The following is a 15,459-nucleotide window of genomic DNA, read 5'->3' on the forward strand; positions in this document are numbered from 1 at the left end:
TCTTCCCGGAAGCTGTTTTGATGATGCCTTTTGCTTGAGATTAGCTTCCGGGAAGGTTCGTCTGAGGGAAATATGGGACAACCGGCGGCAAAGCAGGGCGACCAGGTCGTCGCCACGGATGTACACATCATCATGATCCCGTCACCGGGCGGCCCGGTGCCCACGCCGCTGCCGCACCCGTTTACGGGGATTCTGGATGGCAATTTGAGCGCGAATGTGAAGGTGATGGGAATGCCGGCAGCAACCGTCGGCAGCACCGCCCGCAACACCCCCCCACACATTCCGCAAGGCGGCCCCTTCCAGATACCGCCCACCAACACCGGCGTGATCATGATGGGCAGCAGCACCGTCATGATCAACGGCAAACCCGCCGCCCGCAACGGCGACACCGCGCAGACCTGCGCCGACCCCATGCCTAACCCCGGCGGCACGGTCGTGGCCGTGGGAACTGTCTTGATTGGCGGCTAATGGCGGCGCGCCCGCAGAAATGGATAGGTATTTTATGAGCAACGACATCATTGGACGCGGTTGGGCCTTTCCGCCCCAGGTGAACGCCCAGGGCGGTCTGGCGCTGACGAGCGAAAACAGCGAAATCGAACAGGCCATCCTTATCATTTTGTCCACCGCGCCCGGACAGCGCGTGATGCGGCCCACATTTGGCTGTCGCCTGCACGACCTCGTCTTCGCGCCGAACACCCTCCAGACGGCTACCCAGGCCCGCCGCTATGTTGAGGAGGCATTGGGCATGTGGGAGCCGCGCATTGAGGTGAAAAAGGTGACGGTGCAGCCGGACCCGAAGGTGGGTAACTGCCTGAGCATTGACATCCAGTATCAACTCAAAGCCACGCGCGACCAGCGTACCCTCACCTACCCCTTCTACCTCATCCCCAGCGAGATTGGACCAATTTTCTCCGGTGAAAATGGCCATTGAGCGCGTGAAATTGGTCCAATCTATCTCGCTCACCACAACGGACCCCAGACCTATGAAGCACAAGAAACTGGTCATCGCTTTTGTCGTTATTGATTTACTGCTCCTGACTGTTTACCTGGGCGGTAGCTGGTACTTTTCCAGCGTGCTGATCACGTTTTCCCGCGCCACGCTGGCGGAGGATGCGGCGCTCAGTGAAGACCCGGTGGCGCTGGGGCTGTCCCCGCCGGAAGAGGTTTCCATTGCCGCCGGAGACGTGACGCTGGCCGGCTGGTATTTCGACAACCCTGATGCCGGCAATTGCGGCGTGCTCCTGCTACATGGGCGCTCCAGTACGCGCTACGGCATGCTCCGTTTTGCCCCGCTGTTTTGGGACCACGGCTGCGATTTGCTCCTGTATGATGCGCGTTATCACGGGAATAGTACGGGGCAGTATGGCACCTATGGCTATTACGAGAGCGACGATGCGCTGGCGGCGCTGGACTGGTTTACGCAACGCACCGGGCTGCCTCGCGCCCAGGTTGGGCTGATGGGCACGTCATACGGCGCGGCCACGGCGCTGCTGGCGGCGGCCAAAGCGCCGGACATTGCTTTCGTGGCTGCCGATTCTTCCTATCGGGACATGAAAACTATCGTCACGGAGCAGGGTGTGCAGCAGTATGGTGGCTTTGTGCGCCTGTTTATTCCCGGTGCGTTTGCGGTGGCGGGGCTGCGGGCGCATTTTGACCCGTATGCCGTCTCCCCGATGCTGGCCGCCGCGCAAATCCGCGTGCCGGCATTTTTGCTGCATTCGTTACAGGATACCTACACATTGCCGGCACACTCGCAAGACATTTACGACCATTTAGGCGAGACACGTAAAGTGCTGTACCTGACCGACTGGGGCGCCTCCCATTCCGCCTCCGTCACCACGAATCTGGCCGGGTATCAGGCGTACATGGATGATTTCCTGGCCGCCTACGTGCCCCAATTCCCGCCGGTGCATGGCAAGTAAAGCACAATACCCACCGACCCCTATTTTCGCAATCATTGGAGAGTTCGATGCCCCTGAATGCACCGAAACTGGATGACCGCACATTCCAGCAGCTTGTGGACGAAGCGAAGAAACGCATCCCTCACTACACCAAGGAGTGGACGGACCATAACGTCAGCGATCCGGGGGTGACGCTGATTGAGTTGTTTGCCTGGATGACGGAGACGGTTCTTTACCGCCTGAACCAGGTGCCTGACCTGCACATGATCAAGTTTATGGAGATGCTGGGGATTCGGTTGTTGGAACCCGTGCCGGCATTTGCCCCCGTCACTTTCTGGCTTTCCGCACCCCAACCCAACCCCATCATCATCCCCGCCGGAACCGAAGTCGCCAGCACCCAAACCGAAACCAGAGGCTCCATCACCTTCACCACCGACGCCGACCTGCGCATCATCCCCCCCCAGATGGTCCAGGTCGTGGCTCGCCTGACCGGTAGCGACGGCCAGAAGCGGTATCAAGAGATCAACGTGCGCCGATTGGCCGTCGGCTTCGAGGGCGTGGACATTTTCACCGGCACGCCACAGGAAGACGACGCTCTCTACTTCGGCTTCGAGAACGACCTCAGCCACCACTTGCTGGGCCTGGAGACGGATTGGGACCCGGCGGGCGGCGCGGGCGTGGACCCCACCATGCCGCCGCTGGTGTGGGAGGCGGCCACCGGAGAGCGCGAGACGCGCTGGACGGCCTGTGATCTGGAGATGGATAACACCCGGGGTTTGAACACGACCGGCCGCATTCAGGTGCATATGCCGGCAATGGGCAAGTACACCGTCAACAATCAAGAACGGTACTGGGTGCGCGTGCGCGTTAAAACACCCACCGCCGCCGAACGACAGAACGGCATGAGACCGTACCGCGTCAGCCCGCGCCTGCGCCGACTGACCGCCGACGCCTGGGGCGGCACAATCCCCGCCACCCACGCCCAACTCGTCGCGGCGGAGTTTCTTGGGCGTAGCGACGGCTCGCCCGGCCAACGCCTCCAACTACAGCGCTTCCCCATCCTCAAACGCAAGCCCGGCGAAACCCTGACCATTCACCTTGAGGGCGAAGCGATGCAGACCTGGCGCGAGGTTGCCGACTTCGGCGACTCCGGTTTCACCGATCCCCATTACACCCTGGACGGCGTCACCGGCGAATTGCGCCTGGGGCCGGCCGTGCGCCAGCCGGACGGCACGCTGAAACTGTACGGCGCCATTCCCCCGCGCGGAGCCAACCTCATTTTTCATCAATACCGCACCGGCGGCGGCGCGGTGGGCAACGTCCAGGCCGGCATTTTGAACACCCTGAAAACGGCCATTCCCTACGTCGCCCGCGTCAGCAACCGCCGCGCGGCTCAGGGTGGCCTGGATGCGGAAACCCTGCAAGCGGCCATGATGCGCGCCCCCAAACTGCTGCGCTCGCGTGACCGCGCCGTCACCGAAAGCGATTTTGAGTTTCTGGCGCGGCAGGCCATTCCCGAGGCCATCAGCCGCGTCAAATGCCTGCAGCCGCGCCCTTCCGAAGCCGGGCGCGTCAATCCCGGCCAGGTATACGTCCTCGTCATCCCGCGCATTGCCGATCCGGATCGCTACCTGGCGGAATCCGAACTGGCCCCGAACGATGCGGACGTGGCCCGATTGACCGATTACCTCGATGAGCGCCGCCTGCTCACCACGCGCCTGAACGTGCGCGCTCCCGCCTACCGCTGGGTGGCCGTCAAAGTCCAGCTTCGCGCCGCGCCTGGTGTGGCCGCCGGCCAGGTGGAAGCAGATGTGTTGGCGCGGCTTTACCACTTCCTCAATCCCCTCACGGGGGGTCCCGATGGGCACGGATGGCCTTTTGGCCGCGATTTATACGTTTCCGACGTTTACCAATGCCTCCAGGGCGTGCCTGACGTGCAGTTTATTCGGGGGGTGGAGATGCGCGCTGCGCGTGCCGGCGGCGAAGGGGAGGGTGACGCGGTGGAGCTGTTGGAAGTTGTGGCACATGGGGTTATCGTCTCCGGGCGACACCGGATCGAATTTGTGTAGAAAGGCACGCAGATGAGCAAGAACCGCGGACTGGATACGGAAAAGAAGAAAATGCCGGCAGCGCCCGTACGCAACGGGACCGAACCGGAAGCAGCCCAATTCCCCCTTGCGTCGCAGTTTCATGACAAAGGATTACCCCCCGTCTTGCCCGGCTCCGCTTCGCTGCGGCAGGCGGCCCTGCAACGAATGCAGCAGCAGCACGGCAACCAGTACGTGCAGCGACAGTTGGGGCAGCAGCCGCATATGCGCGCTAACAACGGCGGCGCTCCCGTGGCACAGCGCATTGTTCCCGTTGTTGCCGCCGAATTGGGGATTGCCGTCTTCTCCGCCGGCGCTCCCATCGTTCTCAGCGGCAATTTCTCTTGTTCCGCGGCCACTATCAACTACATTCACGAAAACACGCCGCCAGACGCGGATTGGACGCGGGTGACAACGACGCTGCGCGCCAACGTGTGGAATCCGCGCCCGTTTATGGGCGGTAATATGTCCATGTACTTCCGTCTTTCGTATGAGTACAATGGGCACGACCTGCGTGACGTGAGTATTGTGGGCTTACAGGATCAGTCAGAGCATCTCACGAGTTCAACGTTCGCCATCAATTTCACGGGCATGGCGCACAGCCCATCATCCGATCCCACAGCAGCCATTCGCTACCAAATCAGCGGCACATGGGACCCCGTGGGCACAGGCATTGATTCATTCTGGGGCTATTTGCAGGTAAAGGCGGATGGTTCGATGCTGTTTACGATTGAGTCTGAACATGGATGGGTCTGGACACGCGCGGATGCTTTTGGCGATATTACGACCACACCAGTAGAAACGGAAGAAGTTCCGCCGGAACCGGAGCCACCGCCTCCTCCAGAGCCTGTGATGCACCTGACGGACGTAACGTTTGCGCCCGGTTCGGATGTGATTGAAGCAGGCGCGGAACAGGCGCTGGTATCTTGGTATCTGGGATTGCCACAGAGCGCGCGCCGCCAGATTGAGGATGGTACGTTGCAAATTACCATTGAAGGTCATGCCAGCACGACGCAGCCTGGTCCGGCGAACCGCCTCCTTTCACGGCAACGAGCGCAGCGCGTGGTGGAGATTTTGCAGGACATTGCCGGCTCCGACGCGCGCTTCCGCGTTTATTCTCGTGGCGAGTACGTCGCGGGCACTCCGGATGACGTGGAAGATGAAAACGAGCGAGTTGTGCTAGTCTCCGTGGAAACCATCGAGGAGGCGGATGCAAGCGGTGGCGGTTCCTCCGATGGGGCGACAGGTGGTTGAGGAGCAAAGCCGGACGAATGAGGAAGCATGACGGGCAGGCTGGAAAAGGAAATGAAAGAGGCACGGGCAAAGGAAAAACGGAGTCCGCACCGTTTCATTCTCTCATGCCCCCTGTCACGCGGGCGACCTTCCTGGCGGAAGGGACCTTCCTGGCGGAAGGGGCATCTATTCCCATAGCGACCGGGGCGTTGTTGCAAATGCAACGTTTGCAGGGCAACGCCGCCGTGCAGCGGCGGATCGCGGCGCGTCAGGCCGCGCCCACGGTGCAGCGCACCAGCGTGGAAGAGTACGACGCCCGCGCCACCCAATTCCACGATCTGCTGCAAACCAGCACCTCGGACAAGCACCGCGCCCTGAATCTGCTCTTGCAGCAAGATGAAGGGGACATCTACGTCCTCACGCACCGTTATGACCACCTCTATGGCGAGAATTTGCAGGACGTTGTCTATGGGTTGCACAAGCGCGTTGACCTGGACTTGCTGCTGAAGGCGGTGGCCCATTTGCGCTTCGGCCATGCCCACGGGTATGAAACGGCCATGGCCCTGGCGCTGATTCCTGCCGGCACGCGCGATGTGCAAGTGTTCGCTATCTTACAGGCCCTCCCCCTCAGCGGACGCCAAAAAATGGAGGAACGATACAACCAGGCCTTTGCCGACTTCGGGCAAGGCTCCCTACAAGCCGACCTCTACGACGACTTCATGGGCAACGCCTTGCAGCGGGGCAACGAAGATTGGTACAAAGCCCTGGCCTTGCTGCACCGCGCCAAACTCACCCCCGCCGAGGAACTGTATCTCCTCACCAGCGGGCGAGATGGAACCGCCGAATCCGCGGCCATCAAACTCATTCAGGACGAATGGCTGAAAGGGGCAGAAAATTTCGAGAAATTGAAGGCGGATTGGAAAGCCTACGTTAACAACGAAACCGCCTGGACCACGCACAGTTGGTTTAATCGAAACCAGGGCCTGTACACGGCCATGGAAGAGGAGTTCTCCGGCGAGGATTGGCAGTTGATCCGCGCCGTCCTCAGCGGAGCGAGCCAGTACGAATACCAGTTTGGCGATACCGAAAGTGCGCGGAACATGCGGGAGTTGGCCGGTTATTTTGGGGAGGAGCATCAGGAAATCACCGACGAGGAAGCGCGCCTGATCACCATTGAGAACATGCAGATTGACGTGGCGCAAGATTCGTTGCTGGCGGCCATCCGTGGCGCAGGCACGAACGACGAGCAGGTGTTCAAGTGGCTGGCCGAATTGCAGAAAATCTGGGCCGGGCGCATCAAACGGCATGAGGGAACGAAAACGGCGGAAGCGTACGAACGTATCTGGGAATCCAATAAACAGAGCTATTTGAACCTGATTGGGACGGATATGGATACGTGGACGGAGGAGTACAAACATGCACGCCTGATCGTTAAGGGAGACCTGAACGCCGCGGACGAGTTGTATCTGGCCTTGTATGAGGAGAAATACGACGAGGCCGCCGACCTGGTAATCAAGTTTTGGGCAGACAAGAAGGTTGAGAGCCTGTTCCGCGAGGCGGGCATTCCCACCACGGATGCCGGCGTGATCGTGCGGCCCTCCTATTCGATTTTGGGACGCATGATTGGCGAGATCGGCGCCAAAAGGGAGCGGATGGTCTACCCACTGCTGAATTACGATTACGACGAGGCGACGCGCGGGGCTATCGTCATCGAAAGATTGCTGGCGCGCGGCGTGTTTGAAGGTGCGCTGGCGGAGGTTCATGCGTTTTTGAACCACGATGCGCTGAGCGAGAAAGCGGCGCTGCGCGACGATGTGGTGGCGGCCTATGCGCGGCGCAACTTGCAGGCGGTGCAGCCACCCTGGGCGGAGAATGAACCCACGGCGAAGTTCCTGCTGCACATTTTCCATGCGGGCGAAGTTTCCTATTCCAGCTACGAGATTCTGAACTTGCTGGCGCCGGCGACGACGGCGGAAGAGATGCTGAAGCGGGCGCAGTACCAGTTGGCGGCAACGCAGACGGGGGTGCTGAATGCTTTGTTGGAGGCAGGCGTGGCCGTGTACAGTGAGATGTCGGCGGAGGATGTGTCCGATGTGGCCACGGAGTCGTTGCAGCGGCTGGCGAGTATTGTGAAGGAGGAGGGAATCAGCAAGGATGAGCTGGAAGTGATGATGGCCATGTTCGAGGTGGAGGACGTGACCGCTCTGGCTCAGGTGGAGATGGCGCAGTTTCAGAAGGCGCTGGCGCGGCTGCGGGGCATGAAGCAGACGGCGGCCAATGTGATTTCCACGGCGTTGGAGGCGTTGGCGGCGCTGGTGCTGGCCCCGTTTACGGGTGGCAGCAGTGTGGCGGCGGTGGCGGCGGCGGTGACGCCGGCGATTATTGGGATGTTGACGCGGGAGGCGTTGTTGGGGAGTGATTATGAGTTGGCGTCGGCGGAGAATGCCGGCAAAATCGCCCAGGCGCTCGTCGGATTTGGTGTGGGAAAAGTGGCCGGGCGTGCCCTGCAAGCCTTTGATCCTTTGGAAATGAAAATGGTCGGCCTGATCAAAAGCCCATTCTGGGAAGAAGTCGCCAGTGGGGCGATTTCTAGCGCCGCTTCCGACCTCGCCACCGGTTACGTCACCGGCGAATTCCCCGACCTGAAGGACCAGGGCGCAAAAATGATTGGCCTCATTTTTGGGGCCGGTGGCGCGGTCGTCAAGGGCGAAATGAAAGCGGAATTGAGTGACCAGACATCCGACGCGCTGCGCCTGTGGATAAACGTCAGCGCCAGCACCGGCGAATACGTGACCTCTAATTTGCCCGATGTGGTGCAGACGCTGGCGGGCAAAGATGACCTGACCACGGAGCAAATGGTATTGGAACTGGCGAAATTTGGCGCGAAAGCGGTGACGAATGGCGCGCGCTCCGGAATTGCCGGTTACGCCAGTGATAAAGCGAAGATGAAGTTGACCAAGGAAGAGATGAAGCGGCTGCGCGAGATGTATGAGGCGTACTACGAGGAAAAGCAGAAATGGGACGAAGCGGAAGCCGTTTGGGGGGGGAAGGCGCTCATTCCCGTGGAGATGCAGCGGCGACAGGCGGAATTTGTGGCGGAATGGCAGATGATTCTGGCGGAATTGGAAGTGGACCGGATCGTGGATGAGATCGTGATTGAAGACGAAGATGGAACGGCCGAGGTGCTGGATCGACTGGATGAATACGCCGAGCAGCGGGAGAAGGCCGAGGCGGCACAGTAGGGAGAATGGGTGTGGCAAATAGATTGCTTTTTCAGTTAGAGATTGATGGTCCGGAGCGGGCGGAGACGTTGGCGTTGCCGCCGGGCGTGACACGCCTGGGGCGCGTTGCCGGCAATGATCTGGAACTACCGCACCATTTTGTCTCCGGGCGGCACGCGCAAATCGTTTGCGACGAATCCTCCTGCGTCCTCACGGACCTGGGCAGCACCAATGGCACGGTGGTGGATGGCGAGAAGCTGCCGCCGCAAACGCCGCGCCCGCTGACGGAGGGCACAGCCGTGCAAATCGGTCCTTATCGCCTTGTTTTGCGCGTCTCCACGGTTGCGGAACCGGAACCGGAACCTGAGCCGGAAGCTGCTCCGCCCATTGTTGTTGCACCGTCTGCTGGGGAGGTTATGCCGGCATCTTCTCCCCCCATCCCCGTCATCGCCACGCCCCCACCGCCGCCTACCCCGCCATCCCCCCCCGCCATCCCTGCCGATCCCGCCGCGCCTCCGCCCGGTCTCACCCATCACAGCGAACGACTGCTGAACTACCTGCCCGCCATCTACCACACCGATTTCATGGCCCGCTTTCTGGGCATTTTCGAGAGCATTTTAACGCCCATTGAATGGACGGTAGACAACTTTGACCTCTATTTGGGTCCATCCAGCGCCCCCGCGGATTTCCTACCCTGGCTGGCAAACTGGTACGCCATGTCGTTTGACACATCCTGGAGCGAAACGCAGCGGCGCGCGTTCCTGGCCGAAGCGTACGACCTGTATGCTCGCCGCGGTACACGCGCCGCGCTGCAACGGGTGTTGCAGATTTACACCGGCGCGCGCGCGGAAATTGTGGACCAGGAAGCGGATCAGGACCCATTTGTGTTTACGGTGCGCTTGCCAATGCCGGCAAATCAAGTCAACCGCGCCCTGATCGAACAACTCATCGACATGCACAAACCGGCCCACGCCAGCTATCGCCTGCTCTTCGCTCAGGGCTGACTCCGGTAAACAGAATCTTCTCAGGTCAAGAAGGAAAGGGGGCTGACGTGCCGGCAAGCACCAGCTTCAGGCTATTAGAAACCATTTTTTCAGCCGAAGGAGTGGCTACACAAAGGAAACTGACATTCACGCCTCTCGCCACCGCTAGTTGCCGGTTACGTGGCGCACAAACCATTGGTGCAAGGGCGCGGTCTGCCGGCAATGCTCGAAGCAAACGTCCACCAACCGCGGCGAACACACAACCTGCATGGGAATATTCGGCGAACCGGCAAAAATCCCTTTGAAACGGAGCAGATCGGCTCGGGGATGGTCGGGGGCAAATTCTGCCGGCACGCGCTTATACGTATCTCCGTGCAATCGGTAGCCGGCGGCGCTCAATGTGCCAATGATCCGCTGCAAAGCCGCGCCGCCCTCTTCGTCCGCTACGGCCTGCCGGAACGTATCCATCGATTGCTGCGGCAGCATGTACAATCCGCCGCCAATCCACGCCTCTTCCGCACTGAGATGGAAATAAAAGCCCGGCAGTTCCATTTTCTTGCCGCTCCCTTCCCAAAAGACGATGCCCACATTCGTCTTATAGGGCGACTTATCTTTTGAAAAACGGGTATCGCGGTAAATGCGCATCAGCGAGCCGCTGCCATTTGTGCGCATATCCGAGCGGAGGCCCGGGGCGATCTGTTTTAGCCGTTCCCCCAAATCCCCGATGAAAGCCAGCGCCGGCGTGACGATCTCATCTTGATAAATATCCTTCCGCTCGTTGAACCACTCCCGATTGTTATTCTCGATCAAGTCCGTCAGAAATTGTAGACCCGCGGTTGAAAAACCATTAAACATTCGATTCTCCTATTTTGAGACAAAATCAGAACGCTTGTTCGCTGCACTGCCCGGATTATATCAGATTGGTTCATTTTACAAGAATAAACCAATCCGCCACCCGTGATATTGCCCCTATCTCAATTTGTATTACAATCAGCGCCGTATTCGCGGAGCCAAATGCGCTACAAATGAAACAAAACAAGGTGTGCTATGACGGATTTGACCGGCAGGAGAATTGATCAGTACCGCGTTGACGCCAAACTCGGCGAAGGCGGCATGGGCGCAGTCTATCGTGCCCACGATCTCAACCTGAATCGCGCGGTGGCGCTGAAGGTGATGAGCCAGCAGTTGGCGCGCAACCCCACCTTTCAACAGCGATTCTTGCAGGAAGCGCAGGCCGCCGCGCGCCTCAATCACCCCTCCATTGTGCAGATTTACGACTTTGGCACAACGCAAGGCCTGCTCTACATGGTGATGGCTTTCGTTCCCGGCGGCAGCCTGGCGAGCTACATCAAACAGATGCAGGCGCAAAACCAGGTGCTGGAACTGCGGGAAATGCTCCTCATCCTGGCCCAGATCGCCGACGCGCTTGCTTTTGCCCATCGTAGCGGCGTTGTTCATCGAGACATCAAGCCGGACAACGTGCTGCTGCTGCGGCTGGAACAACCGGAACGTGCCGGAGAACCCCCTGTGCGTGCCGTGGTCACGGACTTCGGCCTGGCCAAGCTGCTGGAGGGGGGCGTGGTGGAAACGGCCACGGGCACGTTCATGGGCACGATGGCCTATATGTCGCCGGAGCAGGCGTTGGGCAAGCCGCTGGATGGGCGTTCGGACATCTATTCTCTCGGTGTGATGCTGTATCAATTGACCACGGGCAGGCTGCCATTTGAGATTAAGACGCCGACGGAAGCGGTGATGAAGCATATGCAGGAAACGCCGCCGCCGCCGCAATCCGTCCGTGAGGGCGTGCCGGCATCTGTTGTCTCCATCCTGGCCAAAGCCCTGGCCAAAAACCCCGCCAACCGCTACCAGGACGCCGCCGTCCTGGCCCAAGACCTGCGCCAGGCAGCCGCCAGCCTCACCCCCCAAGAAGTTACCCAGTTTGCCCCCGCCGGAACCGTCATCAGCCTGGCGACCCAGCTTGTCTCCTCCACACCGCCGGCCATGCCCAGCCGCATGGGCGGGAACATTGGCGCGGCATCTGAGGACCAGCTCATCGTGGCCCACCAGGGCGAAACCCCGCGCACGCACCCGCTGGACAAAAACGTGATCACCCTGGGGCGCGTGGAGACGTGCGACATCGTTTTGCCGGCAACGGGCATTTCGCGCACCCATGCACGCCTGGAACGGACCGATACCGGTTGGCAGGTGGTGGACCTGGGCAGCACCAACGGCACGTTCCTCGATGGCAGCCGCTTGCTGCCGGACGTGCCGGAACCCTGGCAGCCGGGGCAGACGTTGCGGATTGGCGCCTATCATTTGCAGTGGCGGCGGGCGGTAAATGCCGGCATCGGCCCCATCAGTCTCATGGCTCCCCAAATCTCCGGCCCGGTTTCCCCCAACCTGGGTCGCACGCAGCGCTTTGGCGGCGGCAGCTCGCAAATCTACAGCACCGGCGGGCAGATCGGCCTCGCCGTCACGCCCACCAACGTGGACGTCGCCGCCGGCGGGCGCGCCGACATCCAGGTGGAACTGCTGAACCAGGGCATCACCGTGGACCATTTCACCTTCGGCCTGGACGGCATCCCCAAATCCTGGGTCACGATCCCCCAGGACTCGCTGCAACTGATGCCCGGCGCGCAGGGGGCGCTGCCGCTGACCATTCAGCCGCCGCGCGACAGCAACGCTACCGCCGGCGCGCACGCCTATCGCCTCACCGTCCGTTCCGCGTCCAATCCGCGGGAACAGGCCGTCGTCAGCGGCCAGGTCAACATCCAGCCCTTTACGCAATCCACCCTCGAAGTCAGCCCAACGCAGCTAAAAAACGGTAGTACCTGCCGCGTGCGTGTTCACAATCAGGGCAACGTGCGCGCGTCCTTTCAGGTCTCCGGCTCCGACCCGGCGGAATCGCTGCTTTTCCAGGGCACGGAGCAACCGCTGACGCTGAACCCGGGCCAGCAGGACAACCTGATGGTTAAGGTGTCGGCACGCAGCCGCCCGCTGCTGGGACGCACGCAGACGCAGCCGTTTACGCTGTCGGCGCAAGCGCCTTCGGGCGAGGTGCAGCGGCAGTCGGGCCAGCTTGCCGTTTCCCCCGTGATTCCGCCGTGGTTGGTGTCCGTTGCCGGCATTCTCGCCATCCTGATCTGCCTCGGTGGTGCTTACCTGCTGAACACGACCCGCCAAAACCAGCAGGCCGCCACGGAAACAGCCGTGGCCCTGGTCGCCGCGGCCCAGGCCACCGAAAACGCCCAGGCCACGCAGGCAGCCGCGAGCCAGGCCACCCAGACCGCCCAGGCCGCCGCCGCCCAGCAAACGCTGGACGCCCAGGCCACCATGGACTTCCTCACCGCTGTCGCCGCCGGCGACAACGACGGCGACGGCCTTGCCAACCAGGAAGAACAGGCGGCGGGCACGGACCCCAACAACGCGGACACGGACGGCGACGGCCTCAGCGATTACGTGGAAGTGCGCCAAAAGGGAACGGATCCCAAGAAAGAAGACACGGACGGCGATGGCCTCGTGGACGGACAGGAAGTGGAAATAGGCACATCTCCGCTCAATCCCGATACAGACAATGACGGCGTCCCCGACGGCCTCGATCCCGATCCCCTGGCCCCGCCCACGCTCACGCCGACCCTGACGACGGAAGCCACGGCCACGCCCTCCCCGCCGCCCACGGCCACGGAAACGCCCGTGCCCGGCGTTTGGAGCGGCGTTTGGGAGTCGGAGTGTTCTTTTGTTGCCTGCGCCCAAGTCACCTTGCAGCAGGACGGCAACAGCATCACCGGGTCGTATGCCAATGGCGCGGGCACGCTCACCGGCGTAGTGGAAGGCAACCTGGTCAGCGGGCAATGGTCGCTCGGCGGCGTTGACGGCGAATTTGACTTCTGGATTGCCGAGGACGGGCAAACCTGGCAGGGCAACTGGGACCGCACCTTTGCCTGGTGTGGTTATCGGGCGGGCGACGAGAAGCCGTCTCCCTGCGGCGTTTCCCGCTGGTATGGCACCTGGACGACGAACTGCGGCGGCAGCAGTTGCAGCGATCTGACCGTCATCCAGACCGGCAGCGAGGTTGTGGGCACGTATGCGGATGGTGATGGCGCCATCGCGGGAACGGTCTCCGGAACCACGCTCAGCGGTACGTGGACGCGCGGCGGCGCGGGCACGCTCAAATTCTTCCTGGCTACCAATGGCCGCCAGTTTAATGGCAACTACAATGGCTCATTTGAGTGGTGCGGCCATCGGTCCGGGCAGGCGGATCCCTCGCCTTGTCTGAACAAGGGGGACGTCATCTTCCCCATCGGCACGCTGACGATTCCGGGCATTTTCATCCTGCAAACACCGCCGCCCATCATCAATCCCAACCTGATCAACCCGCTGATTGATCCCGGCCTGATCTTGTTCCCTACGGCCACTCCTGGCCTGAATCTGATCAATCCGGGCCTCATCATCATACCCACGGTCACGCCGTAGTGTCTGGCCCTTTCTTCCGGGAAGCTGCTGCGAGACGAGTGCCGTTGGAAATCTGGCTTTCAGGGTAACTAACGGCCAAGCCAGAGGTGACAATATAATTGGTCTAATCTCCAGAGAGCGTTGGTAGTTACCTTTCAGGAAGGTGGGGGATAGGAAACGTGGTGACGACGACTGAGTATTTGACGGTTGCGGAGGCGCTGTCGCTGGTGTTGGCCGGCGTATCCGTGATGCCTGTGGAGATGCGCCCGCTGCTGCCGGCATTAGGCTGTGTCCTGGCGGAAGATGTGGTAGCGCGGGACAATTTGCCCCCGTTTGCCAACTCCGCCATGGATGGGTACGCCGTGCGCGCGGCAGACGTGGCTGCTGCCGGCAGCGGCAGCCCGGCGCGGCTGCGGGTCGTTGCGGACATTGCCGCCGGCACGGTTGCCGCCACCGCGGTTTATGCCGGCACAGCCGCCCGCATCATGACCGGAGCGCCCCTGCCGCCTGGCGCGGACGCCGTTGTGCCTGTCGAAGACACGGACGAGCCGTGGCGCGACGCGGAGCGTTCTTTGCCCGCCACCATCGCCATCAAGCGATCCGTGGGCGCGGGGGATTACGTGCGTCAGGCCGGGGAAGACGTGCGGGCGGGCGTGATTGTGGTCCGCGCCGGCGCGTTGATTCGCCCGCAGGAGATCGGCGTGATGGCCTCCCTCGGCTACGATCGGGTGGCCGTGGTTCGTCCGCCTCGCGTGGGCATCCTGGCTACGGGGGATGAGCTGATTGACGTGACCGCCCCGCTACAGCCGGGCAAGATTCGCAATAGCAACGGGTACACACAGGCGGCCCAGGTGCTACGGTTGGGGGCGCAGCCTGTTTCCCTGGGCATTGCCGGGGACACGGAAGCGGCGGTGCGTGCGCGTCTGCGGGAAGGGTTGGACGCGGGCGTGGACTTGTTTATCAGTTCCGCGGGCGTCTCCGTGGGGGCGTATGATGTGGTGAAGGCGGTGCTGGCGGCGGAAGGGGATGTGCGCTTCTGGCGCGTGCGCATGCGGCCGGGAAAGCCACTGGCTTTTGGCAAGTACGCGGGTGTGCCTTATCTGGGATTGCCCGGTAATCCCGTGTCCGCGATGGTTTCGTTTGCCCGCTTTGCCCGTCCCGCGATACTGAAAATGGCCGGGCATCAGCAGTTGCGGCCGCCGATGGTGCGGGTGACGATGCGGGAGGCGCTGCGTTCCGACGGGCGGGAGAGCTACTTGCGCGCTGTGGTGACGCGGGAGGGGGAGGTGTATCAGGCGGTGACGACCGGGGGACAAGGGTCGCACATGATGACGTCGCTGGTGAAGGCCAATGCGTTGGTGATTGTGCCGGAAGGGGTGCTGGAGGTTGCGCCTGGGGAGTGGCTGTCGGCCATTATGCTGGATTGGCCGGAGACTGTTTTTTAGCGCCGTTCGGGGAATCAGACGAAAAAAGAGGGTGAGCGGCCAACATCATCGGCTGCTCACCCTCTTCTCTTTTTCTGGAGATTTTCGCAATGCTCTGCCGACGGGACGGCTGCCGGCAAGGGAGACGTTACGAGCGG

Annotated in this window: 10 protein-coding genes; 9 read left to right on the forward strand and 1 reads right to left on the reverse strand. The window is 61.5% G+C overall.

Annotation, left to right across the window (positions count from 1 at the left end; genetic code table 11):
• The first annotated feature begins 72 nt into the window (after positions 1 to 72).
• The 7 genes from H6650_08140 to H6650_08170 all read left to right on the forward strand — a co-directional run bounded on the left by H6650_08140 (position 73) and on the right by H6650_08170 (position 9,446).
• A complete protein-coding gene (locus tag H6650_08140) occupies positions 73 to 468 on the forward strand; it encodes a PAAR domain-containing protein (GenBank protein ID MCB8951967.1) in 396 nt (131 codons plus the stop codon).
• 34 nt (positions 469 to 502) lie between these two features.
• Complete coding sequence (locus H6650_08145) at positions 503 to 931, forward strand: GPW/gp25 family protein (GenBank protein MCB8951968.1); 429 nt, start codon at positions 503 to 505, stop codon at positions 929 to 931.
• 52 nt (positions 932 to 983) lie between these two features.
• Complete coding sequence (locus H6650_08150; protein ID MCB8951969.1) at positions 984 to 1,922, forward strand: alpha/beta fold hydrolase; 939 nt, start codon at positions 984 to 986, stop codon at positions 1,920 to 1,922.
• Positions 1,923 to 1,969: 47 nt separating this feature from the next.
• Complete coding sequence (locus H6650_08155) at positions 1,970 to 3,970, forward strand: putative baseplate assembly protein (protein MCB8951970.1); 2,001 nt, start codon at positions 1,970 to 1,972, stop codon at positions 3,968 to 3,970.
• 12 nt (positions 3,971 to 3,982) lie between these two features.
• Complete coding sequence (locus tag H6650_08160; protein ID MCB8951971.1) at positions 3,983 to 5,242, forward strand: OmpA family protein; 1,260 nt, start codon at positions 3,983 to 3,985, stop codon at positions 5,240 to 5,242.
• Positions 5,243 to 5,346: 104 nt separating this feature from the next.
• Positions 5,347 to 8,463: a hypothetical protein gene (locus H6650_08165; GenBank protein MCB8951972.1), complete on the forward strand. Its 3,117-nt coding sequence runs from the start codon at positions 5,347 to 5,349 to the stop codon at positions 8,461 to 8,463.
• An 11-nt stretch (positions 8,464 to 8,474) separates the two neighbouring features.
• Positions 8,475 to 9,446, forward strand: coding sequence for a phage tail protein I (locus H6650_08170; GenBank protein ID MCB8951973.1), 972 nt, complete (start codon positions 8,475 to 8,477; stop codon positions 9,444 to 9,446).
• Between the two features lie 144 nt (positions 9,447 to 9,590).
• Here the strand turns inward: H6650_08170 and H6650_08175 are convergent, their stop codons facing one another.
• Positions 9,591 to 10,280: a DUF2461 domain-containing protein gene (locus H6650_08175; GenBank protein MCB8951974.1), complete on the reverse strand. Its 690-nt coding sequence runs from the start codon at positions 10,278 to 10,280 to the stop codon at positions 9,591 to 9,593.
• A 192-nt stretch (positions 10,281 to 10,472) separates the two neighbouring features.
• On the opposite strand from H6650_08175, the gene H6650_08180 reads away from it, so the two are divergent.
• Positions 10,473 to 13,898: a protein kinase gene (locus H6650_08180; GenBank protein MCB8951975.1), complete on the forward strand. Its 3,426-nt coding sequence runs from the start codon at positions 10,473 to 10,475 to the stop codon at positions 13,896 to 13,898.
• Between the two features lie 161 nt (positions 13,899 to 14,059).
• Positions 14,060 to 15,322 (forward strand): molybdopterin molybdotransferase MoeA, encoded by a 1,263-nt coding sequence (locus H6650_08185; GenBank protein ID MCB8951976.1) that lies wholly within the window; start codon positions 14,060 to 14,062, stop codon positions 15,320 to 15,322.
• The last annotated feature ends 137 nt before the right edge of the window (positions 15,323 to 15,459 follow it).

It is taken from the genome of Ardenticatenales bacterium, from assembly GCA_020634515.1.
Classification (GTDB): Bacteria; Chloroflexota; Anaerolineae; order Promineifilales; family Promineifilaceae; genus JAGVTM01.